Genomic DNA, 21839 nt, shown 5'->3' with positions numbered 1-21839 from the left:
TTCCTTCGCAACTGAGCTCAGCCTTCCTAGCATATGACAGAAGCCTTGGCCGAGTTGCGGGCGGAGGGCAGGCCTGCTTGAATGGCGGACAAGGCGAAGCGGCCAGGTGCCGCCCGCGACCGACAAGACGCGACGAGGAAACCCGAGAAGAGAGACGTCATGGCGTCCCTGATCGCCGGCGGGGTGGATTGCGACGTGCATCCGGCTGTGCCGCATTTGACCAGCCTGCTGCCGTACCTGAACGACTATTGGCGCGATCAGGTGACGACACGCGGTATGGTCGATCTCGTCTCGCAATCCTATCCGAAGAACTCGCCGATCGTGGCGCGGCCCGATTGGCGCCCCGAGAATGGCAAGCCGGGCGAAAGCCTGGAGGACATGCAGCGCCATGTGCTCGATCCCTTCCAGCTCTCGCATGCCATCTGCAACCCGCTCTACGGCGTGCAGATGGTGTTTTCGGAAGATTTGCAGGCCGCGTTCTGCCACGCACTGAACCAATGGCTCGCGAAGGAATGGCTCGATCGCGATTCCCGGCTGCGCGGCTCGATCGTGATCCCGACGCAGAGCGTCGAGAAGGCCGTCGCCGAGATCGAGCGCTGCGCCCAGGACAAGCGCTTCGTCCAGGTGATGATGCTTGTCATGGGCGACACGCCGCTCGGCAAGCGCGCGCTGTGGCCGATCTATGAGGCGGCGGAACGGCTGGATCTTCCGGTCGGCGTCCACGCCGGTTCCGCCTATCACAATCCACCGACCGCGGTGGGGTGGGGTTCCTATCACATCGAGGATTATGTCGGTCAGGCCCAGGCCTTCCAAACCCAGCTCACCAGCCTGATCGTCGAGGGCGTGTTCGCCAAATATCCGCGGCTGAAAATGGTGATGCTGGAATCCGGCGTCTCCTGGATCTCGCCCTATCTTTGGCGCCTGCACAAATTCTGGCGCGGGGTGCGGATGGAGACGCCCTGGGTCGATCGTGCGCCGCTGGAAATTGTGCGCAGCAACATCCGCTTCTCGTTACAGCCTTTTGATGTGCCGCCGGACGAAGCGACATTAATTCGCCTGTTTGATCATATGCAGTCCGACGAATTGGTCCTATTCTCCACGGACTATCCGCACTGGCAGTTCGACGGCCTGGACGCGCTGCCTCAAGGTCTGTCCCCCGATCTCGTGCGCAAGATCATGATCGACAATCCGCATGCAACCTATCCCCGACTGACGTGAGCCCGCTGCCAAAGGAGGCAAGGCGATGAATATCCAGTTCCGCGAGAACTCTGAAGCCGCTTCTCCCTTGACGACCAAGACCGCGATTGCGGACTGCGACATCCATCCGGCGCGCGCGACCCGCACCGAGCTGTATCCCTATCTCGCCAAACGCTGGCAGCATCACCTCGAGATCTACGGCGTTCATGCCTATCAGGGCATGATGGAAGGCCCGCCCTATCCGAAGGCGCAGCCCAATGCCTCGCGCCGGGATGCCTATCCGCCGGAGGGCGGCCCGCAGGGCTCCTCGCTGTCCTTCATGCAGAAGCAGCTGCTCGATCCCAACAATGTGCAACTCGGCGTGCTCAATCCGCTCAACACGGGGCAGGGCATCCGCAATCACGAGCTTTCGGCCGCGCTCTGCTCGGCCATCAACGACTGGCAGATCGACAAATGGACCAGCAAGGACAGGCGTCTGAAGGCCTCGATCGTCGTCGGCAATGAGGATGGGTTGTCGGCCGCTGCCGAAATCCGCGAGCGCGCCGGCGACAAGAACTTTGTCCAGGTGCTGCTGCTCAGCCGTAATGTCGAGCCGCTCGGCCAGCGCCGCTACTGGCCGATCTATCAGGCCGCGGAAGAGGCGGGTCTTCCCGTCGGCGTTCACGCCTTCGGCTTCGGCGGCAACCCGATCACGCCGTCTGGCTGGCCGTCCTATTATATCGAGGAGATGGTGGGACACTCGCAGTGCCAGCAATCGGCGCTGGCGAGCCTTGTTCTGGAAGGCGTGTTCGAGCGCTTTCCGAAACTGAAAATGGTGATGATCGAGGCCGGTTTCGGCTGGGCGCCGTCGCTGGCATGGCGGCTCGACAAGGTCTGGCAGCGGCTCAGGAGCGAGGTGCCGCATGTCAAGCGGCCGCCGTCGGAATATATCCGCGAGCAGGTGTGGTGGACCACGCAGCCGATGGAGGATCCGGAGCGGCGCGAGGATTTGTTCGACGTCATCAACTGGATCGGCTGGGACCGCCTGCTGTTCGCAACCGACTATCCGCATTGGGACTATGACGAGCCGTCGCGCGTGCTGCCGGCGGGTGTCAGCGAGGCCAACCGCGACGCATTTTATCTGGGCAATGCGAAGACGCTCTACGGGATCAGTTGATGGCGCGGCATGTGATTGCCGCGGTCGATGAATTGCCGCCCGGCACGCGAAAATTTCTGGAGATCGAGGGACGGCCGATCGCGGTCTTCAACATCAAGGGCGAGTATTTCGGCCTGATGAACCGCTGCCCGCATCAGGGCGCGGCGCTGTGCGAGGGTCCGCTGATCGGGCTCGCGCAGTCCAGCGACCCCGGCGAGATCGAGTATACAAAACTCGGCGAGATCATTCGCTGCCCCTGGCACGGCTGGGAGTTCGACATCCGCACCGGCCAGTCCTACTGCGACCCTCGTCGCTTCCGCGTGAAGGCGTATGCGGCCCATGTCGAGCCGGGCGCGAGCGTGGTGAAAGGGCCGTATGTCGCCGAGACGATCCCCGTGAAGGTCGAGAGCGACTACGTGGTGGTGGAGCTGTAGCCCTCTCTGTTATTCCGGGGCGATGCGAAGCATCGAACTATGATGCGCAATTGCGCATCAGAGAATCCATCGTGCGACGGGAATGCTCGGAGAAATGGATTCCGGGCTCGCGCTATGCGCGCCCCGGAATGACGCCGAGCTAGTGCCCCGCCACCGGCTCCGCCGCCGTATCATACGTCGTCACCGCCTGGCGGCCACCGCGATAGACGATCGACGCGGCGATGATACCAAGCACGGCGGCGAACATCAGCCAGAAGCCGGGAGAGGCCTTGTTGCCGGTGTAGTCGATCAGCAGGGTCGAGGCGAACGGTGTGAAGGTGCCGAACAGGGCCGCGGCGAGCGCGAACGCAAGCGAGAAGCAGGTGGTGCGGACATGCGCCGGCACGATCTCGACGAGAGCGCCGAGCATGGTGCCGCTGTACATGCCGAAATAGAACGAGAACATCATCTCGACCGCGAGCAGCTTGCCGAAGGTCGGCGCGGCCACCAGCCAGGACAGCGCCGGATAGGCGGTGACCAGCGCCAGGCAGGCGATCCCGATCAACACCGGCTTGCGGCCGATGCGATCGGACAGCGCGCCGCCGACCGGATTCCAGATGAAGTTCGTGACGGCGACGAGCAGGGTCACAAGCAACGCATCCTGCGTCGACAGCTTCAGCACGGTCTTGCCGAAGGTCGGCGTGTAGACGGTGACGAAGTAGAATGTCGTCGTGGTCAGGACCGCGATCATCATGCCGAGGATCACGATGCGCCAGTTGGCGAGTGCGGAGGCGAACACCTCGCTGGCGGTCGGATGCTTCTTCATGGCGAGGAAGGCCGGCGTTTCCTCCAGCGTGCGCCGCAGGAAGAAGATCAACGGAATGATCAGGCAGCCGACGAAGAAGGGAATGCGCCAGCCCCAGGCCGCGACCGTGTCGGCCGGCATCACCTCGGACAGGATGTAGCCGAGGATCGAGGCCACGAAGATCGCGACCTGCTGGCTCGACGACTGGAACGAGGTGTAGAAGCCGCGATTGCCGGGCGTGGAGATTTCCGCGAGATAGACCGACACGCCACCGAGCTCGACGCCGGCGGAAAAGCCCTGCAGCAGGCGACCGATCAGGACGATCACAGGCGCCGCGATGCCGATCGTGGCGTAGCTCGGGCAGAATGCGATCACGACCGTGCCGATGGCCATGATGGCGAGCGTGACGATCAGGCCCTGGCGACGGCCGATGCGATCGATGTAGGCGCCGAGCACGATCGCGCCGACCGGGCGCATCAGCGCGCCAAGCCAGAACACGCCAAAGGTGTTGAGCAGCGATGCGGTCTCGTTGCTCGAGGGGAAGAATGCCTTGCCGATCGCGGCGGCATAAAATCCGAACAGGAAGAAGTCGAACTGTTCGAGGAAATTGCCGCTGGTGGCGCGCAGGATCGCACCGATGCGTGACTTGATTGCGGGCGGATTGGTTGATGCTGCTGGTCCAGCCATGGCGTTTACTCCCCTGAAAACGTGGCCGGACCGGAATTCATTTTCTCGGCAAGGCGGCAGATTGTTGCTGCGACAATCTGTCTAACCCCTCTCGCGCGGGGCCTCGCGAGTCAACCCATTTTGCTTTGGAAGCTGATGGTTTTTCAGGCTTTATTCTGCGTTGCAGCGATCATCCATTGGCGAAACGCGGCAAGCTTCGGCGCTTCGCGGCGGCCGTCCGGCGAGACCAGATAGAAGCCGGCATCGGCAGGCAGCGCGATCTTGAAGGGAACCACGAGACGGCCCTTGGCGATGTCGTCGCTGACATAGGAGGTCCGCCCCATCGCGACGCCGATGCCGTCGATCGCGGCCTGGATGGTCATGAAGATCATGTCGAAGGTGATGCCGGGCTGCTTGGCAATGTCGGCTGGCAGGCCCGCCGCCGTCAGCCACAGCCGCCAGTCGTCGCTGTTGGCGTTGGATGTGTGCAGCAGCGGATAGCCGCGGAGATCCTCTGGCTGGCGCAGTGGCTTGTCGCCGCGCAGCAGCGAGGGACTGCACACCGGGAATAGCTCGTCCGCCATCAGCCAGTCGGCGCGCAGGCCTGGCCATTGGCCGCGGCCGTACCGGATCGCCGCATCGACATCGTCGCGCTGGAAGTCGACGAGACTGGTCGAGGTGGTGATGCGGACGTCGATGCCGGGATGCGCTTCCTGAAAATCGGTCAGCCGCGGCAGCAGCCACTTTGCGGCGAGCGAGGCCAGGGTCGAGACCGTCAGCACCTTGTCGTCGTCCTTGCGCAGCAGCCGGTCGGTCGCAAGGCGGAGGTCGTTGAAGGCGGCGCGGACCCCGGGGAGGTAGTCGCGCGCCTCCGGCGTCAGCGCCAGTGCGCGGTTCTGCCGGATGAACAGGCGGATACCGAGCTCCTCCTCGAGCCGGCGGATCTGATGGCTGATCGCGGTCTGCGTCACGTTCAGTTCGCTCGCCGCCAGCGTGAAGCTGAGATGGCGTGCGGCGGCCTCAAACGCCCGCAATCCGTTCAGGGAGGGCAATCTGGCAGTCATTTGGCAGCAGGATGCATGAGTTTATTTCATGCGAAGAGGTACAAATTGTCGTTTGTCGCGGTGCACTTGGAAGCAGATATTAGCGGTCAAGTTAGCTCAAGGAGCTCAAAATGTCTACTTTAACCCAGAATTCGATGACAAATCATCATGCGCCGGGCTTGATCTCGCAGATCGGCGAAACGCTCCATGTCTGGCACGAGCGCTATCGCACCCGTCGCGAACTGACCAACTGGACCGCCCGCGATCTCCACGATGTCGGCCTGTCCTGGAGCGATATCGCATTTGAGGCTGAGAAACCGTTCTGGCGGGCCTGATTGGCCGCCAGGCCGGCGCCGCCTGATCACAGGGGCGCCGGCGGTCCCTCTTTGTCTTGAGGCTCGTGTCATGAGCACCCTCCGCCTGGAAGACCTGAAGCAATATTCGGACGTGCTGCGCACCCGGCAGGGCGAGCCGATCAACGTCCGCTTCGTCGAGCCGCGCGACACCGAGGAGCTTCAGCACTATTTCCGTTCGCTCTCGACCCGCTCCCGCTACAACCGTTTCTTCGGTGCGCTCAGCGAACTGCCGAAGGGGTTGCTGAACGAGTTCCTCGACGTCGGGGCGCGCGAGCGCTTCACCGTCGTTGCGACCAAGATGGTCGACGGCTTCGAGACCATTGTTGCCGAAGCGCGCTACGCCTTTCATGTCGAGACCTCGACGCTGGAGTTCGGCCTCTCGGTTGACGACCGCTGGCAGGGCCACGGCATCGCGACCGCGCTTCTCAGGAATCTCGAATGCCGCGCCGCTGCGCTTGGCGCGGAGCACATCTTTGGCGACACGCTGCGCTCCAACCAGACCATGATCTCGCTCGCGCGTAAATCTGGCTTCGCCTTCGTCAATCATCCGGACGACTGGAAGCTGGTGCGTTTCGACAAGGAGATCCACCTCGCGCCGAAGGACATTCCCTGCGCGAGCTGGCGGCTCGCAGCACTTTCCCGTCAGGCCGATAGCCCCTCAGCCTCGGTCTGACATCACTCCAAGCCCGGCCTGGCCAAGCCAGTGCCGGGCTTTTTTTTATTCGGGCTACATTCGATCGGCGCATTACTTCCCGGTGAACACCGCCTTGCGCTTCTCGATGAAGGCCTGCACGGCCTCCTTGTGGTCGGCGGTGGTGGTGAGGCGGATCAGCCGCTCGGCCTCGTGATCCCTGGCGGTTTCGAAATCGAACAGCAGGGCCTCGTCGAGATTGTCCTTCATGTAGCGCAGCGCCAGGCGTGGGCCTTCGGCGAGCGACTTTGCCAGAGCGAAGGCTTCGGTCTGCAGCTTGTCATCGGGCACTACGCGGTTGACGAGGCCGATGGCTTCGGCACGTGCGGCATCGACGCGATCGCCGGTGAACAGCAGCTCGCGCGCCCGCGCCGTGCCGACGAGGCGCGTGAGCAGCCAGGCGATGCCATAATCGCCGGAGAGCGCGATGCGGGCATAGCCGGTGGCGACGAAGGCCGATTGGGCGGCGATGCGGATGTCGCAGGCCATGGCCAGCGCAAGGCCGGCACCAACCGCGGGGCCGGGGAGGGCGGCGATGGTCGGCTTGCGCACCGACACCAGTGCGCCCGTGAGCAGCCGCTGCCGCTCCTGGAGATCGGCGACACGGTCCTCCAGCGACATTTCGAGCTTCTTGGGATCGCGATGCGCGCCCATGCCCTTGACGTTGCCGCCGGCGCAGAACGCCTCGCCCGCACCGGTGATCAAGAGTGCGCCGACATTGGGGTCCTCGCCGCAGGTGCGGATCATCGTGCGCAGCGCCGGCGTCAGCGTGTCCGACAACGAGTTGCGCGCCTCCGGCCGGTTCAGCGTGATGACAGCGACGCGGTCGCGGATGACGCACAGGAGTTCGTCTGTGCCGGTCTCGATGGTGGTTTCGGTGGTCATCGTCGCTCCCTACTCCTATAGGGTGGGCAAAGCGCAGCGTGCCCACCATTTGTTGTTCTCGTTGTTGATGGTGGGCACGGCGCTACGCGCCTTTGCCCACCCTACGTCAGTCGCGCCTCAAAATTTCTCTACCCAGGGCCGCAGCTCCAGCTCCCAGCTCCAGGCGCTGCGCGGCTGCTGCAAGACGTTCCAGTAGCTCTCCGCGATCGCGTCGGGATCGAGCATCGAATCCGGCTTGTCGGGTGCTTCCGTCCGCGCCGCGCTGCGGATGCCGCCGTCAATGACGAAATGCGCGACATGGATGCCTTGCGTCGACAATTCGCGCGCCATGCTCTGCGCCAGCCCGCGCAACGCGAACTTGCCCATCGCGAACGGGGCGGATTGCGCGTAGCCCTTCACGCTTGCCGAAGCTCCGGTAAACAGGATCGCGCCATGCTTGTTCGGCACCATGCGCTTGGCGGCCTGCTGCGCGACCAGGAAGCCGCCATAGGCGCTGACCGCGATTGCATTCGCGACCTCGGCCGGGACCAGCTCGACGAACGGGCCGCGTGCGCGGCCGCTGGCATTGTAGACGACGAGGTCGGGCATGCCGATCTCGCGCTCGACCAGGCCGAACAGGCGCTCGACCTCCTCGGGCTCGGTGGCGTTGCAGGCATAGGCCTTGGCGCCGGTCTGGCTGCAGAGCGCGCCGAGCTTCTCGATTTTTCGCGCGGCAAGGGCAACACGGATCCCTTGCGCGGACAGCAGCCGCGCCAGCGAGGCGCTCAGGCCTTCGCCGGCGCCGACGATGAGGGCGATCTTGTATTTCGGATGTTCCATGATGTGGTCTCTGGCGTGATCTCTCGGGGACGGGACGCCGCTGATCTATGCATCGCCTGCGCGGACAACCAGCCAGAATCCAGGGCCAGCCGATCACAATTCCGCAGAGCGAATTGCTCCTTCACGGCGATCATGCCTCCCTGACAATTTGCGGCTTTATCGCCTCAAACGATGGGAGCATGATCGACATCATCCCAAGCGGCAAGCGATAAGAATTGCCGTCGGCGGAAACGAAGAGGACGATCATGCACAAGCCGGTCACGGCGCAGCCGAAAAATGTCGCGGCGGAGCAGTCGGGCCTGCTGGCGCCAGACACCACAGGCATGAACTTTTATCGCGCCGATCAGGCGCTGACGGATCTCTTGCGCATCCATCTGCCGGAATCACTATTCCGCCACATCGAGCCGCATCTCGACCGGCTCGGCGAACTCGCCGGCGGCCATCTCGACGATTGCGCGCGGCTCGCCGACCGGCATACGCCGGTGCTGCACCAGCGCGACAAGTTCGGCCGCGACGTGCAGTGGATCGAATACCACCCGGCCTATCGCGAGCTGGAGAACGCTGCCTTCGGCGAGTTCGGCATCCATGCGCTCTCGATCCGCAAGGGCATCATGGGCTGGCCGGATAAATATCCGGTGGTGGCTAAACACGCCTTTACCTTCCTGTTCAACCAGACCGAATTCGGCATGGGCTGCCCCATCAATGTCACCGACGGCTGCGCAAAACTCTTGGCGAACTTTGGCAGCGACGCATTGAAGGAAAAATACCTGGACGGCCTGACCTCGACCGACATGAGCAAGCTGACGCAAGGAGGCCAGTTCATGACCGAGAAGGAAGGCGGCTCCGACGTCGGCACGCTCACGACGACGGCCGTGCAGGAGGGCGACCATTGGCGCCTCACCGGCGAGAAATGGTTCTGCTCGAATGCCGATGCGAAAGTCGTGATGCTGCTGGCGCGCCCCCAGGGCGCCGGCCCCGGCACGCGCGGCGTCGGCCTGTTCCTGATGCCGCGCTTTCTCGACGATGGCTCGCAGAACCACTACCGGATCGTGCGCCTCAAGGACAAGCTTGGCACCCGCTCGATGGCCTCGGGCGAGATCAAGCTCGAAGGCGCGATCGCCTATGCCGTCGGCAGGCTCGACCGCGGCTTCGTGCAGATGGCCGAGATGGTGAATTCGTCGCGGCTCTCCAATGGTGTGAAATCCACGGCGCTGATGCGCCGCGCCTATCATGACGCGCTTGCCGTCGCGAAGAACCGCGTGGTGTTCGGCAACCGCATCATCGACCTGCCGCTCGGGCGACGGCAGATGCTGAAAATCATGCTGCCGGTCGAGCAGGCACTGTCGATGAGCTTTCTCACCGCGGACGCGCTCGATCGTGCGGAAGCCGGCAGCCAGGATGCGGCGGCGCTGCTGCGCATCCTGACGCCGACCCTGAAATTCCGCGCCACGCGTGACGCGCGAAAAGTCTGCGGTGATGCGCTCGAGATGCGCGGCGGCATTGGCTACATCGAGGAATTTGCCACGGCGCGCCTGCTGCGTGATGCCCATCTCGGCTCGGTCTGGGAGGGCACCGGCAACATCGTCGCGATCGATGCGCTCCGCCGTGCGGTTGGCCGCCATGGTGCCGAGTCGGCGCTGGCCGCCGATCTGCACGCCCGCCTCGACGACAGCGCCTCCGTGCCGCAGGCCTGGCGCGACAATTTGCGCGGCCTCGTCGATCGCGCCGTCGGCTTCGCGCGAGAGGTCGCAGGCAAGTCGGAGAACGAGGCCGATGCGCGCCGCGCCACGAGCGTGCTCTATCACGTCGCCAGCGCCGTCGCGCTCGCCTGGGAGGCGCACCGCATCCACGCGATGCGCGGCGATGCGCGCCGGCTGCTGCTGTCGCGGCTGGTGGTCGACCATCGCGTCGCGCCAAGCGATCCGTTCCGGCTGACGGAAAATGCCACGCAGGCGAAGATCGCAGCACTGCTGCTCGGCGACCGCGTGGCCTCCATGAGCGAGGTTGGCGAACTGGTTCTGGCAGCGTAGGCTGCGTTCCGCGATCAAACAAAAAACGCGATAGGGAGTGCTCGATGAAGGCCGCTGTCCTCTATGAAGTCAACAAGCCCCTGGTCATCGAGGATGTCAGCCTGCCGAAGCCCGGCCCGCGCGAAGTCCTGATCCGCACGTCAGTCGCCGGGCTCTGCCACTCCGATCTGCACTTCATGGAAGGCCTCTACCCGCATCCGCTGCCCGCGGTGCTCGGACATGAGTCCGCCGGCATCGTCGAGCAGGTCGGCTCCGACGTCACCTATGTGAAGCCCGGCGACCACGTCGTCACCTGCCTCTCCGTGTTCTGCGGCACCTGCGACAATTGCACCACGGGCCGCACCGTGCTCTGCACCGACACCACGGTAAAAATGCTCCCTGGCGCGTCGAACCGGATGCAGTGGAATAGGTCGGAGAAACTGCACCAGTTCCTCAACCTGTCGTCCTTCGCCGAGCAAATGCTGGTGCACGAAAATGCCATCGTCAAAATCCGCAAGGAGATGCCGCTCGATCTCGCCGCGCTGATTGGCTGCGGCGTCATCACCGGCTATGGCGCGGTGGTGAACACGGCAAAGGTGACGGCCGGCGAGACCGTGGCCGTGATCGGCTGCGGCGGCGTCGGCATGGCCGCGATCAACGGCGCGCAGATCGCTGGTGCCGGCCGTATCATCGCCATCGACACCAATCCGGCAAAGCTCAAGCTCGCGACCAAGCTGGGCGCCACCGACATCATCAATCCCGCTGACGGCGACGTCGTGAAGCAGGTGCGTGACCTCACCAATGGTGGCGTGCATCATTCCTTCGAGGTGCTTGGCCGCAAGGAAACTGCCGAGCAGGCTTTCGGCATGCTCGCGTCCGGCGGCACCGCCACCATCGTCGGCATGATCCCGTTCGGCCAGAAGATCGAGCTGCACGGTTTCGACTTCCTGCGCGAGCGCAGGATCCAGGGCTCGTCGATGGGCTCGAACCACTTTCGCGTCGACATGCCGCGCCTGGTCGATTTCTACCTGCGCGGCCGGCTGCACCTGGAAGACTGGATCTCGGCCAAGCTGAAGCTGTCGGAGATCAACGAGGGTTTTGCCAATATGAAGGCCGGCAAGACGCTGCGCAGTGTGATCATGTTTGACAGCTGACTGTGTCGTCCCGTCACGTCGACGCCCGCCCCGTCATTGCGAGGAGCGAAGCGACGAAGCAATCCAGTATCTTTCCGCGGTGACAGTCTGGATTGCTTCGCTGCGCTCGCAATGACGCGCGGGGCGAGCGTCAATCGTCAAACATCTTCGGCGGCACGAAGCCGCCGAACTCACGCTCGATCAGCTCGGCGAGCTTCAGCGGCGTGCGGTCCTCCAGCCACGGGCCGACGATCTGGACGCCGACCGGCAGTCCATCCGGCGCAAAGCCGGTCGGGATCGCGGTCGAGGGCAGGCCGGGGAGCGTCGCAATGCCGGGCCAGGCGAGCTGGTCTGGATAGACGTGCTCCTTGCCGTCGATCCTGATCCGGCGCGTTTCCTGATCAGGCGAATGGTCGTGAGGATACGCTGCCGTCGGCATCACCGGGCAGATCACCGCGTCGAAGCTCTTGAACAGCTCCCGCCATTGCGCGCGCAACCGGGTGCGTCCGCCATTCGCCATCTGCCAGTCGCGGTGGCTGAGCGCGATGCCGCGCAGCCGCTCGGCGGCGAGGCTGTTGTCGCCCTCGGGAAGCGCTGCCGCCGCTGCCTTGGCGCCGGCATAGATGTCGGGGGCAAAGGTCGAACCGAGGAACGACATCAGCATGCGCATATAGAGCCGTGAGGAGGCCGCGAAATCCGGCAGCAGCGGACTGCTGCGTTCGATCTTGACGCCTGCTTTGGCGAGGTTGTCGGCGAGCGTGTTGATGGTGCCGCGGACGGCAGTGTCGGTCGGCAGCACCGGATCGGTGTCGATCACCAGCACGCGAAAATCCTTGAACGCGGTGTGCCGTGCCGCCGGCAATTCGAGCCGATAGGCCAAGCCGGCATCGATCGGGTCGGGACCGGCCATCACGTCCAGCACCAGCGACAGGTCGGCGGCGCTGCGCGCCATCGGGCCGATGACCGAGAGATCGCGCTCGAACGGCAATGGCGGCAGCGGCGGCGGCGTATGGCCGCGCATGGCGACGAGGTTGAAGGTCGGCTTGTGCGCGTAAACGCCGCAATGGAACGCCGGTACGCGCAAGGAGCCGCCGATGTCAGAGCCGATCGACAGCGGGCCGTAACCGGCAGCGAGCGCCGCCGAGGAGCCGCCGGAGGAGCCACCCGGCGTGCGGCCGAGATCGTAGGGGTTGTTGGTGGTTCCGTAGATATCGTTGTAGCTCTGCCAGTCGCCGAGGCCGAGCGGCACGTTGGTCTTGCCGATGACAACGGTGCCGGCATCCTTCACCCGCGTGACCGGCAGCGAGTCTTCCCTGGCAATGAAGTCCTTTTGCGCGGGAATACCCCAGGTCGTCGGCAGACCGGCGATGTTGTAGGATTCCTTCACCGTCATCGGCAGGCCGAGCAGCGGCTTGCGCTCGCCACGGGCAAGTGCCGCGTCAGCTGCGCGCGCCGCGTCGAGCGCGCGGCCGAAATCCCGGACGCAGATCGCATTGACCTTGCCGTCGTGACGCTCGATGCGGTCGATCGCATCCTGCGTCAGCTCGACGGCGGAGACTTTCTTCGCCGCCAATGCGGCCGACAGCTCGACCGCGCTCTTGTAACTCCATTCCGATTTCGCCACGACATGCTCCTGCGCTTCACTGGAGGGATGATGCGCAGTTTGGCTGAACGCCGCAACCGCCGTTTGATCGCGATTGATATGCGGGATGTGGAGCGCCTACGCCGCCCCGATCAGGATCCCCACCGCCAACACGATGGCGCCGCCGAGCACGATCTGGAATACCGCCTGCAGGAACGGCGTGTCCATGTAGCGCGCGCGGATGAAGGCGATCGCCCAGAGTTCGAAGAACACGACGATGCCGGCGATTCCCGTGGCAATCCAGAACGCGTTGGCCCAGTGGTCCGGCACGAGATAGGGCATGGTGTGGCCGAGCCCGCCGAGCGTCGTCATCGCACCGCAGGTGATGCCGCGCAGCCAGGGCGAGCCTCGGCCCGTCAGCGAGCCGTCGTCAGACAGCGCTTCCGCAAATCCCATGCTGATGCCGGCGCCGATCGAGGCGGCGAGGCCCACCAGAAAGGTCTGCCAGTTCTGGTGCGTGGCAAAGGCCGCCGCGAACAGCGGCGCCAGTGTCGAGACCGATCCGTCCATCAGGCCGGCGAGGCCCGGCTGCACATATTGCAGCACGAACATCCGCCGCCGCGTGCGATCTTCCTCGGCGCGCACGTCGGGCTTCAAAATCTCGTCGGTCAGCGTGACCGCGCGGTTCTCGTGATGCTTCTCTTCCTCTGCGAGATCGCCGAGCAGGCGGCGCACGCCGACATCCTCGGCCTGCTCGGCGGCGCGCGCGTAGAAGCGCTCGGCCTCCAGCTCCATGGTCTCGACCTCCTTGCGGATCGTGTCGAGCGGCAGGTTCTTGGTCAGCCAGATCGGGCGCCGGCGCAGAAAGCCTTTGACGTCCTCGCGGCGGATCGGCGGCAGATGCGGACCGAACCGCTCCTCGTAGAGTTTCAGCAGGCGATGGCGGTGGCCGCGCTCTTCCTCGGCCATCTCCTCGAAGATTTTTGCCGTGTCCGGGTAACGCTCGCGGAGGTCCTCGGCGAAGCTCATGTAGATGCGGCTGTCCTCCTCCTCGGAGGAGATCGCGACCGCAAGCACCTCGCGCTCGGTCAAATCGGCGAAATTCTTCACGACGGCCTGTCCCACTAGTTTAGAATTATTCTAAACTATATAGGGCGCAACGGTTCCCGGGTCAAATCAGGCGGTGCGGGCCTTGCTCAGGCTGCCTTTTTGAGGAAGTCGAGCAGCAGCCGGCCGACCTCAGCTGGCTGCTCCTGCTGCACCCAATGGCCGGCACCATCGACGAGATGGCAACCTAGCATCCTGGTGCAGCCGCGCCCCTGCATCGCCTCGAACACGCCGGGGCGTTGATACGTGCCCCAATCCTGCCTGCCCGAGATGAAGCACGAGGGCACATCGATGCTGCGGCCCGAGAACAGCTGCATCTCATCGTTGAGCATGCCTGACGTGCCGTAGCGGTACCATTGCAGACCGCCCTGGAATCCGGTGCGGCCATATTCGGCGCTGTAAAAAGCGAGGTCGCTGTCCGGCAGCCATTGATTGGCGGCGATCGCAGCCGGCGATGGCATCTCCTTCGCGACCGTCTCGGCCATGGTCTCGCCGAGGTCCATCACGTAATAGGTCGGCAGCTTTGCGAGCTCGCCCGCGGACCACGATTTCAGCGGATACGGCTTGTTGTCGATCCAGTCTGCGCTCTTGTGATGATAATAGGCGCGCAGGAAATCATGCACGCCTTGCGGCGCGTGCTGCATGTCGGCGTTCGCGGGTCGCGTCGCATAGTACCATTGATAGTGGATGCGCGGGCGCGGCAGCGCGGCGAGCTCGCGATGCACGGGATCTTCGGCCGCAGGCTTCGCGGGGCCATCGACCGTGTTGAAGGGCAACGGCGGCGCTCCGCCGAATGGCGCGCTCATCAACGTCACCGAACGAAACACGTCGGGCCGGATCAGCGCGCACCACGCCGCGACCGGGCTGCCGAAATCATGTCCGGCGAGATCGACCTGCCTGTAGCCGAACGCCGACACCAGGGCGAGCGCATCGCGCGCGAGGTTGAGAAGAGAGAACGGAGTGAGATCGCCGTCGTAATCCGCGGTCCAGCCGGTGGTGCGGCCATAGCCGCGCTGGTCGGGCGCGAGCACGTGATACCCGGCGGCCGCGAGCGCCGGCATCACCTTGCGCCAGGAGAACGCGAGTTCGGGAAACCCATGGAGCAGCAGGATGCAGGGACGGCCCTTGGTCTCGAAGCCCGCTTCGAGCACATGAATGCGCAACCCGTTGATGCCGTCGACGTAGCGCGAGCGGATGCCGGCGGGGAGGGGGATGCTTGGGAGTGTTGTCATTGCCTTCTCCACACGGGTGGAATCGGGTGGGCAAAGCGGAGCGTGCCCACCATGAGGAGTGGTGGGCACGGCGCGCGAAGCGCGCGCCTTTGCCCACCCTACGGCACCTCGTTAAACCGCCGCACACACGAACGCGTTGCCCTTGCGCTTGATCTTCCCCACCGATGGCGAGGGGAAATGCGCAGTACAGCACAGCGTGTCGGTGTCGCAATAGCGTTCCAGGAAGCTGCGGCGCGTCGTGGCCGCCTTGGCCGGATCGACGTCGAACTTGATCGACAGTTCCGGATAAAGCGTCTGCAGCGGGGAGTGCATGAGATCGCCGGAGAACACCGCGTCGTCCTTGCCGCGACCCATCGCGATGGCGATGTGGCCGGGCGTGTGGCCCGGCGTCGGCACGATGCGGACGTGATCGCCGATCTGGTGATCGTTGCCGACCAGCTCGTGCCGCTTGGCCTCGACCACCGGCAGCACGCTGTCGACGAAAGGCGGAACCTCCGTCTTCGCATTCTCCGCGACCCAGTGGTCGTATTCCTGCTTGGCAAACAAATAACGCGCCTTGGGGAAGGTCGGCACCCAGCGGCCGTTCTCCAGCCGCGTGTTCCAGCCGACGTGATCGACATGCAGATGCGTGCACATCACGAAATCGATGTCGTCGACGGAGACACCAGCGGCATTGAGTGCACGCGCGTACGTGTCGTCGGTCTTCATGTTCCATTTCGGGCGATTCGGGCGCGGCTTGTCGTTGCCGATGCAGCTATCGATCAGGATGGTGTGATGCGGCGTCTTCACCACATAGGACTGGAAGCAGAGGAGGAGCACGTCCTGCTCGTCCAATGCCTTGGCCTGCCGCATCCAGGCCCGGTTCTCGGCCAGCACCTCGGGTGTCAGCCCCGGCAGCATCTCCAGCGCCGGGACGAACGCGGTTTCCTGCTCGATGACACGATGGATGGTGAGATCGCCGACCGAGTATTTCAAGCTCATGAGAATTCCTGCGGTTTACGCCGCTGGCGGCACCGAGATCTTCACGGAAGGGCGCTCCAGCATCTTCTGATGGAAGGCGTCGAGTTTCGGGTAGGCCTTGCGCCAGCCGCAATCGGCGAAGCGGAAGTCGGCATAGCCGAGCACGCAAACGAGGCCGATCTGCGAGATGTCGAACGGACCGTTGAGGACATCGGGCATGTTCTCGAAGCGCGCCATGCCGGTCCAGGCCCGGTTCCAGTGGTCGTCCGACCACGCCTGCCATTGCAGGCCCTGCGGCCGCACCATCTTCTCGTAGCGGCACAGCAGCATGGAATCGAGCATGCCGTTGATCAGCGAGTGATTGGTCTTGGCCTTCCAGCGCCGCGGACCGTAATCCGGGATCAGGCTGCCGCCGGCCATCTCGTTGAGATATTCGACGATGACGTAGGAATCCAGGATGACGTCGCCGTCATTGGTGATCAGCACCGGCAGCTTCTTCAGCGGCGTGATCTTCGAATAGTCCTCGTTGTCCGTGCCGGGCGCGACGGTCGCGGGCGTGAACTCGATCTTGTCGATCAGCCCAAGCTCGATCGCGGCAATGCGCACCTTGCGGGCGAAGGGCGAGGCTGGGGAGAAGGAGAGTTTCATGGGGAAATACCTCTATCCAAACAGACGGTCCTCATCCTGAGGAGCGCGCCCCTTGGCGCGCGTCTCGAAGGATGGCAACGGGGAGGTGCCTTCTCGTCACCCGACGCGAACGTCGGGCGACCTTTTTCCTGGCGCATCCTTCGAGACGCGCGCGTTGCGCGCTCCTCAGGATGAGGGCGGAAGCCGGAGGCCTTACGCCGCCACGATCTCCTGGCGCTGCTCGCCGAGGCCTTCGATGCCGAGCGTTACGACGTCGCCGACATTGAGGAAGGTCGGCGGCTTCATGCCGAGGCCGACGCCGGGCGGGGTGCCCGTGGTGATGATGTCGCCCGGCAGCAGCGTCATGAACTGCGAGACATAGGAGATGCACTTGGCCATCGAGAAGATCATGGTCTTGGTCGAGCCGGTCTGGCGGCGCTGGCCGTTGACGTCGAGCCACATCGACAGGTTCTGCACGTCCTTGATCTCGTCCTTGGTGGCGAGCCAGGGGCCGACCGGGCCGAACGTGTCGTGCGACTTGCCCTTGGTCCATTGACCCAGGCGCTCGGTCTGGAAGTTGCGCTCGGAGACGTCGTTGCAGACGCAATAGCCGGCGACGTAGTTCAGCGCATCGGCTTCCGAGATGTATTTGGCCTGGGTGCCGATGATCGCGGCGATTTCGACTTCCCAGTCGAGCTTGGTCGAGCCGCGCGGCTTCTCGACCTTGTCGTTCGGGCCGGACAGCGAGGTGTTGGCCTTCATGAAGATGATCGGCTCGGTCGGAATCGCGGCGCCGGTCTCCTTGGCGTGGTCGCTGTAGTTGAGGCCGATCGCGACGAATTTCGAGATGCCGGTGACCGGCGCGCCGAAGCGCGGCTTGCCGGAGACGGCGGGCAGCGAGGCCGGGTCGATGGCGGCGAGCTTCTTCAGGGAGGCCGGCGAATAGGCCTCGCCGGTCAGGTCCTTCACATGCGCCGACAGGTCGCGCAATTGGCCGGATTTGTCGATCAGGCCGGGCTTTTCCGCACCCTTTTCGCCGTAACGAACAAGCTTCATTCTGGTTTCTCCCTTGGGATGGACTGATCGGTTAAATAGCTTCATGGAACAGGGCGGCGGGAAATTCAACCGCTCAAAACGGGGCGCATTGCAGCCCTTCCTTGCAGGGTGGGCAAAGGCGCAAAGCGCCGTGCCCGCCAACTTCCATTAATGGCCGCGATGGTGGGCACGCTTCGCTTTGCCCACCCTTGCTACGATTCCAGCGCCACAAACCTGAAGGCATCGCCTTCCCGGCGGATGTGCCCGGCCGAGAAGTGCCCGCCGATCACAAGCGTCGGCGTATCGGCAAACCGGCCGAACAGCGCGGCCCGCGTTGCGGCCGATTGGGCCTGGTCGGAATCCGCGGTGGAGGACCAGCCGAGATGCGCCATCTGGCAGGGGTGATGGGCGACGTCGCCGGTCAGCAGGCCCTGTTCGCCGTCCGACTGGATCAAAATGCTCATATGGCCGGGGCTGTGGCCGGGCGTCGGGATCATGCTGATCTCCTCGCTGAGCCTGTGGTCGCTCGGGATCAGATCGGCGCGCTCGGCATCGACGATCGGCTTCACGGAATCGTCAAAGACCGCCTGCTTGTCCGGCTCGGTCGAGTGGTCGCGCCAATGCTCGTATTCGGTGCGGCCGAACACGTAACGTGCCTTCGGGAAGGCCGGCACCCATTTGCCGCCGACCAGCTTCGTATTCCAGCCGACATGGTCGACGTGAAGATGCGTGCACAGCACGGTGTCGATGCTGTCGGGCTCGAAGCCCGCTGCCGCCATCATCTCCAGAAATGGCGTGTTGCGGTTATTCCAGGTCGGGACGTTGCGGCCCTGCTTGTCGTTGCCAAGCCCGGTATCGACCACGATCCGTCGCGCTGGCGTCTCCACCACCAGCGAATGGATCGACATCTTCAGCCGGCCTTCCTCGGTGGCGAAATGCGGAATCAGCCAGGGCAGCTTCCGGATCTCATCGTTGCTGGCCAAGGGCAGGATGAAGCGAGTCGAGCCGACCGTCTCCAATTCCACGACTTTGGTGATTTTGACTCGGCCTACCGTCCACTGCATCGGGAGCGCCCCTTATTTTCTTGCTTTCGCGAAAGATGCGGTCTTCCGCCGTCGAACGCAATGGATCATCTGCCGCGATGTTGCGTTATCCGGGGAGACTGGAACCAGCCAAACGACGAGCAGGGAGCCCATGCCAGAGCTTGCGATTTCCGCCGACAAGGTCGCCTTCATCATCGAGAAGGCACGCGAATTCGACGTCAAGGAAGCGGATTCCGATCCGGACTCCGGCTCCAATGCCGCTGACGACGGCGAGACCGACGTGCTGGAGGACGATTCGTCCGACCCGGTCGCAGCCGAGCTCGCTGGCTTCATCGGGGCGCTGAACGAGGACGAGCAGCTCGACCTCGTCACGCTGATGTGGCTCGGTCGCGGCGATGGCGAAGTGGACGAATGGGACGATCTGCGTTCCCGCGCCGCCGAGGCGCGCGCCGAATACAGGGCGCCGCGGCGCGAGGCCGTGCAGTATCTGCTGGGTGAGCCGATGCTCGGCGATTTGCTCGCCGACGGCATGGACGAGCTCGGTATCGACTGGAGCGACGAGCGGACCACGCCGGTGGCGTAGTTCTTATCGAGCGCAGTCGATGATCACGGTGCCGAGCTTGTCGCCCTTCTCGACGGTGAGATGCGCCTGGGCCGTATCGGATAGAGCAAACTGCGCCGCGACGTTGTGAATGCGCGGCCCCGCCGCCAGCCATTTCGAGATGCCGGCCTGCGCCGCCGCGAGCAGTGCCGGCGGCAGCGCGAACAGCACCAGCGCGCGCAGCGCGATGCACTTTTCCATCAGCTCGCGCATCGGTACAACCGGCGCTCGGTTGCCGTTGGTGGCGTAGACCGCGATGGTTGAATTCATCGCCATCAGCTTCAGCGTCGTCGCGATGTTGCCGCCGAAATCGACATCGACGACGCGGTCGACACCGCGTCCGCCAGTGAAGGCCATTGCCTTCGCGACGACGTCCTCTTCCTTGTAATTGATCACGAGATCGGCGCCCGCGCGCCGCGCCTGCTCGCCCTTCATCGCCGAACTGACGGTCGCGATCACCTGCGCGCCGCCCCATCTTGCCAGTTGTACCGCATAGTGCCCGACTGCACCGGCGCCACCAGTGACGAGCACGGTCTTGCCGACGATCGGTCCGTCCGCAAACAGCGAGCACCACGCGGTCATCGCTGGAATGCCGAGCGTTGCACCTTCCGCAAAGGACAGACTATCCGGCAATGGCGTCACCAGCTGCTCGGCAAGCGCGATATATTCCGCGGCCGTGCCGAAGGCGCGGCCGTTGCGCTGGCCGTTGAACAGCCAGACACGGTCGCCGATCTTGAAGCGCGTCACGCCGTCACCGATCTGATCGACGAATCCCGCGCCATCACTGTTCGGAATCACGCGCGGATAGTCCATCGCGCGATAGGAGCCGCCGCGCCGGCCGACATCGGCAGGATTCACGCCGGAGGCTTCCAGGCGAATGCGAACTTCGCCTGGACCTGCGACCGGCGTCGCCATCTCACCATAGGCGAGAACGTCCGCCGCCGGTCCCGTTTGCTCGTACCAGACCGCTCTCACAGCGTTCCCGGGAACGCACCACCGTCGAGCAAGATGTTCTGGCCGGTGATGAAGCCGGCCTTGGCGCCGCACAGGAAGGCGCAGGCATAGCCGAACTCGTCGGGCTGGCCGAAGCGGCCGGCCGGATTGAGTTTGGCGCGCTCGGCCAAGACCTGCTCCGGCGTGGTGCCGCGCTTGTCGGCTTCGGCCTTCGCGGTGCCGGTCAGGCGGTCGGTCTCGAACGGGCCCGGCAACAGGCCGTTGATGGTTACGTTGTTGATCACCGTCTTGCGCGACAGGCCGGCGATGAAGCCGGTGAGGCCGGCGCGCGCGCCGTTGGAGAGGCCGAGGATGTCGATCGGCGCCTTCACCGCCGCCGAGGTGATGTTGACGATACGGCCGAACTTGCGCGCCATCATGCCGTCGACGGTCGACTTGATCAGCTCGATCGGCGTGAGCATGTTGGCGTCGATCGCCTTGATCCAGTCGTCGCGGGTCCAGTTGCGGAAATCGCCGGGCGGCGGACCGCCGGCATTGTTGATGAGAATGTCCGGTTCGGGGCAGGCCTTCAGCACGGCTTCGCGGCCCGCAGGCGTCGTGATGTCGCCGACGATTTCGGTGACCTTCACGCTCGGATAGGCTTTCCGAATCTCGTCGGCCGTCTTCTTCAGGGCGTCGGCGCCGCGCGCGGTCAGCGTGACGTCAACGCCGGCTTCGGCCAGCGAGATGGCGCAAGCGCGCCCCAGGCCCTTGCTGGATGCGCAGACGATGGCGCGGCGACCTTTGATCCCAAGATCCACTGTTTCACTCCCGTAATGTCAGGCAGGTTTTTGGATGAGCGGCACTCTAGCCAACCTCGGCGCCGCTGATAAGGGATGGAGCCGCGTCAAAATGCATGGCGCTCGCCGTGGCGATGCAAATGCGCCCTAGATGTGCCGCTCCTGCTTGAGGCGGTCGATCGCAGCCGCCGCTTCCGGCGGCAGCGACTTGAAGCCCATCTTCCCGACCGCCGAGAACAGCGGCCGCAGCTGCGAGCCGGCGAGGAAGGGCGGCTGGTCGTTGGCCGGCACGATCTGGTCGAACACCAGCACCAGCGTCGTGGCGACGAGGCCGACCCTGATGGCGCCGAGCGCGGCGCCGCCGAGGCGGTCGCCGATCCCGGCGTCACGGATCGTGTCGTCCAGCACGAAGCGGCCGATATATCCGAGCAACATGCCGACCACCAGGAAGATGCCGAAGAACCAGATCCAGTCCTGGAATTGCGGCGCATTCGGATTGGCGGCGATCTGCGGCGCGATCATCGGCATCAGCGAGACCGCGATGGGGGCGGCGAGGAGATAGGCGAGGATGGTCACGGCGCTGCGGAGCAGGCCGGACTTGAAGCCAAAGCCGATCGCGATGCCGAGCGCCGCATAGACCGCCAGATCGAAGCTATTCATGAGCGAACCCTGCCGATGGAACGAATGAACGCTGAACCGATCGTTCCGGTTTCAGATCGTTAAAATCGTATCTATACTTTCAGCAGCTCAGGATTGCGTCCGTTCAG

The 21839-nt window shown here is 64.3% G+C and carries 22 protein-coding genes; 8 read left to right on the top strand and 14 right to left on the bottom strand.

From position 1 onward, the window contains the following. Positions 1 to 159 precede the first annotated feature (159 nt). The 3 genes from K3F49_RS30770 to K3F49_RS30760 are packed head-to-tail and all read left to right on the top strand — an operon-like array spanning position 160 to position 2766. On the top strand, positions 160 to 1218 hold the full coding sequence (locus tag K3F49_RS30770; protein ID WP_234684646.1) for an amidohydrolase family protein: 1059 nt from the start codon (positions 160 to 162) through the stop codon (positions 1216 to 1218). 25 nt (positions 1219 to 1243) lie between these two features. Beyond that, on the top strand, positions 1244 to 2353 hold the full coding sequence (locus K3F49_RS30765) for an amidohydrolase family protein (RefSeq protein ID WP_234684645.1): 1110 nt from the start codon (positions 1244 to 1246) through the stop codon (positions 2351 to 2353). Further along, positions 2353 to 2766 (top strand): Rieske (2Fe-2S) protein, encoded by a 414-nt coding sequence (locus K3F49_RS30760; protein WP_234684644.1) that lies wholly within the window; start codon positions 2353 to 2355, stop codon positions 2764 to 2766. The genes K3F49_RS30765 and K3F49_RS30760 overlap by 1 nt, the downstream gene beginning before the upstream one ends. Before the next feature lie 139 nt (positions 2767 to 2905). Here K3F49_RS30760 and tcuC read toward each other — a convergent pair whose 3' ends face one another. Together tcuC and K3F49_RS30750 are read right to left on the bottom strand one after the other, a co-directional pair. Continuing rightward, entirely contained in the window at positions 2906 to 4237 is a 1332-nt protein-coding gene (tcuC, locus tag K3F49_RS30755) for an MFS transporter (protein ID WP_234684643.1), read from the bottom strand. 143 nt (positions 4238 to 4380) lie between these two features. Further along, complete coding sequence (locus K3F49_RS30750) at positions 4381 to 5280, bottom strand: transcriptional regulator GcvA (protein WP_234684642.1); 900 nt, start codon at positions 5278 to 5280, stop codon at positions 4381 to 4383. Between the two features lie 110 nt (positions 5281 to 5390). On the opposite strand from K3F49_RS30750, the gene K3F49_RS30745 reads away from it, so the two are divergent. Both K3F49_RS30745 and K3F49_RS30740 read left to right on the top strand, forming a co-directional pair. Next, complete coding sequence (locus K3F49_RS30745; protein WP_234684641.1) at positions 5391 to 5594, top strand: DUF1127 domain-containing protein; 204 nt, start codon at positions 5391 to 5393, stop codon at positions 5592 to 5594. 70 nt (positions 5595 to 5664) lie between these two features. Further along, complete coding sequence (locus K3F49_RS30740) at positions 5665 to 6288, top strand: GNAT family N-acetyltransferase (protein ID WP_234684640.1); 624 nt, start codon at positions 5665 to 5667, stop codon at positions 6286 to 6288. A 72-nt stretch (positions 6289 to 6360) separates the two neighbouring features. Here the strand turns inward: K3F49_RS30740 and K3F49_RS30735 are convergent, their stop codons facing one another. Together K3F49_RS30735 and K3F49_RS30730 are read right to left on the bottom strand one after the other, a co-directional pair. Continuing rightward, positions 6361 to 7191, bottom strand: a complete 831-nt coding sequence (locus K3F49_RS30735; RefSeq protein ID WP_234684639.1) for an enoyl-CoA hydratase — start codon at positions 7189 to 7191, stop codon at positions 6361 to 6363. A gap of 117 nt (positions 7192 to 7308) precedes the next feature. Next, on the bottom strand, positions 7309 to 8010 hold the full coding sequence (locus tag K3F49_RS30730) for an SDR family NAD(P)-dependent oxidoreductase (RefSeq protein WP_234684638.1): 702 nt from the start codon (positions 8008 to 8010) through the stop codon (positions 7309 to 7311). A 245-nt stretch (positions 8011 to 8255) separates the two neighbouring features. Here K3F49_RS30730 and K3F49_RS30725 point away from each other — a divergent pair, with 245 nt between their 5' ends. Further along, positions 8256 to 10040, top strand: coding sequence for an acyl-CoA dehydrogenase family protein (locus K3F49_RS30725; protein WP_234684637.1), 1785 nt, complete (start codon positions 8256 to 8258; stop codon positions 10038 to 10040). Positions 10041 to 10084: 44 nt separating this feature from the next. Then, positions 10085 to 11173, top strand: coding sequence for a Zn-dependent alcohol dehydrogenase (locus K3F49_RS30720; RefSeq protein WP_234684636.1), 1089 nt, complete (start codon positions 10085 to 10087; stop codon positions 11171 to 11173). Between the two features lie 130 nt (positions 11174 to 11303). On the opposite strand, the gene K3F49_RS30715 is transcribed toward K3F49_RS30720, so the two are convergent. From K3F49_RS30715 to K3F49_RS30685, 7 genes are all read right to left on the bottom strand, one after another. After that, positions 11304 to 12776 (bottom strand): amidase, encoded by a 1473-nt coding sequence (locus K3F49_RS30715; RefSeq protein WP_234684635.1) that lies wholly within the window; start codon positions 12774 to 12776, stop codon positions 11304 to 11306. A gap of 96 nt (positions 12777 to 12872) precedes the next feature. Continuing rightward, entirely contained in the window at positions 12873 to 13844 is a 972-nt protein-coding gene (mbfA, locus tag K3F49_RS30710) for an iron exporter MbfA (RefSeq protein WP_234684634.1), read from the bottom strand. Between the two features lie 86 nt (positions 13845 to 13930). Next, positions 13931 to 15073, bottom strand: a complete 1143-nt coding sequence (locus K3F49_RS30705) for an alpha/beta hydrolase (protein WP_234684633.1) — start codon at positions 15071 to 15073, stop codon at positions 13931 to 13933. 111 nt (positions 15074 to 15184) lie between these two features. After that, positions 15185 to 16054 carry an MBL fold metallo-hydrolase gene (locus K3F49_RS30700; protein WP_234684632.1) on the bottom strand — a complete coding sequence of 290 codons (870 nt, stop codon included), beginning with the start codon at positions 16052 to 16054 and terminating at the stop codon, positions 15185 to 15187. A 15-nt stretch (positions 16055 to 16069) separates the two neighbouring features. Next, a complete protein-coding gene (locus tag K3F49_RS30695) occupies positions 16070 to 16681 on the bottom strand; it encodes a glutathione S-transferase family protein (RefSeq protein WP_234684631.1) in 612 nt (203 codons plus the stop codon). A gap of 192 nt (positions 16682 to 16873) precedes the next feature. After that, positions 16874 to 17716, bottom strand: coding sequence for a fumarylacetoacetate hydrolase family protein (locus K3F49_RS30690; protein ID WP_234684630.1), 843 nt, complete (start codon positions 17714 to 17716; stop codon positions 16874 to 16876). 191 nt (positions 17717 to 17907) lie between these two features. Beyond that, positions 17908 to 18759 carry an MBL fold metallo-hydrolase gene (locus tag K3F49_RS30685; protein ID WP_234684629.1) on the bottom strand — a complete coding sequence of 284 codons (852 nt, stop codon included), beginning with the start codon at positions 18757 to 18759 and terminating at the stop codon, positions 17908 to 17910. A gap of 130 nt (positions 18760 to 18889) precedes the next feature. On the opposite strand from K3F49_RS30685, the gene K3F49_RS30680 reads away from it, so the two are divergent. Further along, positions 18890 to 19321: a DUF3775 domain-containing protein gene (locus K3F49_RS30680; protein ID WP_234684628.1), complete on the top strand. Its 432-nt coding sequence runs from the start codon at positions 18890 to 18892 to the stop codon at positions 19319 to 19321. Positions 19322 to 19324: 3 nt separating this feature from the next. Here the strand turns inward: K3F49_RS30680 and K3F49_RS30675 are convergent, their stop codons facing one another. From K3F49_RS30675 to K3F49_RS30665, 3 genes are all read right to left on the bottom strand, one after another. Next, positions 19325 to 20314: an NADPH:quinone reductase gene (locus K3F49_RS30675; RefSeq protein ID WP_234684627.1), complete on the bottom strand. Its 990-nt coding sequence runs from the start codon at positions 20312 to 20314 to the stop codon at positions 19325 to 19327. Then, positions 20311 to 21093, bottom strand: a complete 783-nt coding sequence (locus K3F49_RS30670) for an SDR family oxidoreductase (RefSeq protein WP_234684626.1) — start codon at positions 21091 to 21093, stop codon at positions 20311 to 20313. Before K3F49_RS30670 ends, K3F49_RS30675 begins: the two co-directional genes overlap by 4 nt. A 126-nt stretch (positions 21094 to 21219) precedes the next feature. Then, the gene (locus tag K3F49_RS30665; protein WP_234684625.1) at positions 21220 to 21732 is read right to left on the bottom strand and encodes a CvpA family protein; all 513 of its coding nucleotides are present in this window, start codon (positions 21730 to 21732) and stop codon (positions 21220 to 21222) included. Between the last annotated feature and the right edge of the window lie 107 nt (positions 21733 to 21839).

It is taken from the genome of Bradyrhizobium monzae, assembly GCF_021458635.1.
GTDB lineage: Bacteria > Pseudomonadota > Alphaproteobacteria > Rhizobiales > Xanthobacteraceae > Bradyrhizobium.
Note: the sequence above shows the minus strand (reverse complement) of the source record. Positions and strands in the feature narration are given on the sequence as shown.

Coding starts and splice junctions, on each gene's coding strand:
- K3F49_RS30685 (WP_234684629.1), bottom strand. CDS start 18,759: ATGCAGTGGACGGTAGGCCGAGTCAAAATCACCAAAGTCGTGGAATTG.
- K3F49_RS30770 (WP_234684646.1), top strand. CDS start 160: ATGGCGTCCCTGATCGCCGGCGGGGTGGATTGCGACGTGCATCCGGCT.
- K3F49_RS30760 (WP_234684644.1), top strand. CDS start 2,353: ATGGCGCGGCATGTGATTGCCGCGGTCGATGAATTGCCGCCCGGCACG.
- K3F49_RS30690 (WP_234684630.1), bottom strand. CDS start 17,716: ATGAAGCTTGTTCGTTACGGCGAAAAGGGTGCGGAAAAGCCCGGCCTG.
- K3F49_RS30695 (WP_234684631.1), bottom strand. CDS start 16,681: ATGAAACTCTCCTTCTCCCCAGCCTCGCCCTTCGCCCGCAAGGTGCGC.
- K3F49_RS30730 (WP_234684638.1), bottom strand. CDS start 8,010: ATGGAACATCCGAAATACAAGATCGCCCTCATCGTCGGCGCCGGCGAA.
- K3F49_RS30700 (WP_234684632.1), bottom strand. CDS start 16,054: ATGAGCTTGAAATACTCGGTCGGCGATCTCACCATCCATCGTGTCATC.
- K3F49_RS30665 (WP_234684625.1), bottom strand. CDS start 21,732: ATGAATAGCTTCGATCTGGCGGTCTATGCGGCGCTCGGCATCGCGATC.
- K3F49_RS30680 (WP_234684628.1), top strand. CDS start 18,890: ATGCCAGAGCTTGCGATTTCCGCCGACAAGGTCGCCTTCATCATCGAG.
- tcuC (WP_234684643.1), bottom strand. CDS start 4,237: ATGGCTGGACCAGCAGCATCAACCAATCCGCCCGCAATCAAGTCACGC.
- K3F49_RS30735 (WP_234684639.1), bottom strand. CDS start 7,191: ATGACCACCGAAACCACCATCGAGACCGGCACAGACGAACTCCTGTGC.
- K3F49_RS30765 (WP_234684645.1), top strand. CDS start 1,244: ATGAATATCCAGTTCCGCGAGAACTCTGAAGCCGCTTCTCCCTTGACG.
- K3F49_RS30740 (WP_234684640.1), top strand. CDS start 5,665: ATGAGCACCCTCCGCCTGGAAGACCTGAAGCAATATTCGGACGTGCTG.
- K3F49_RS30745 (WP_234684641.1), top strand. CDS start 5,391: ATGTCTACTTTAACCCAGAATTCGATGACAAATCATCATGCGCCGGGC.
- K3F49_RS30705 (WP_234684633.1), bottom strand. CDS start 15,073: ATGACAACACTCCCAAGCATCCCCCTCCCCGCCGGCATCCGCTCGCGC.
- K3F49_RS30720 (WP_234684636.1), top strand. CDS start 10,085: ATGAAGGCCGCTGTCCTCTATGAAGTCAACAAGCCCCTGGTCATCGAG.
- K3F49_RS30725 (WP_234684637.1), top strand. CDS start 8,256: ATGCACAAGCCGGTCACGGCGCAGCCGAAAAATGTCGCGGCGGAGCAG.
- K3F49_RS30750 (WP_234684642.1), bottom strand. CDS start 5,280: ATGACTGCCAGATTGCCCTCCCTGAACGGATTGCGGGCGTTTGAGGCC.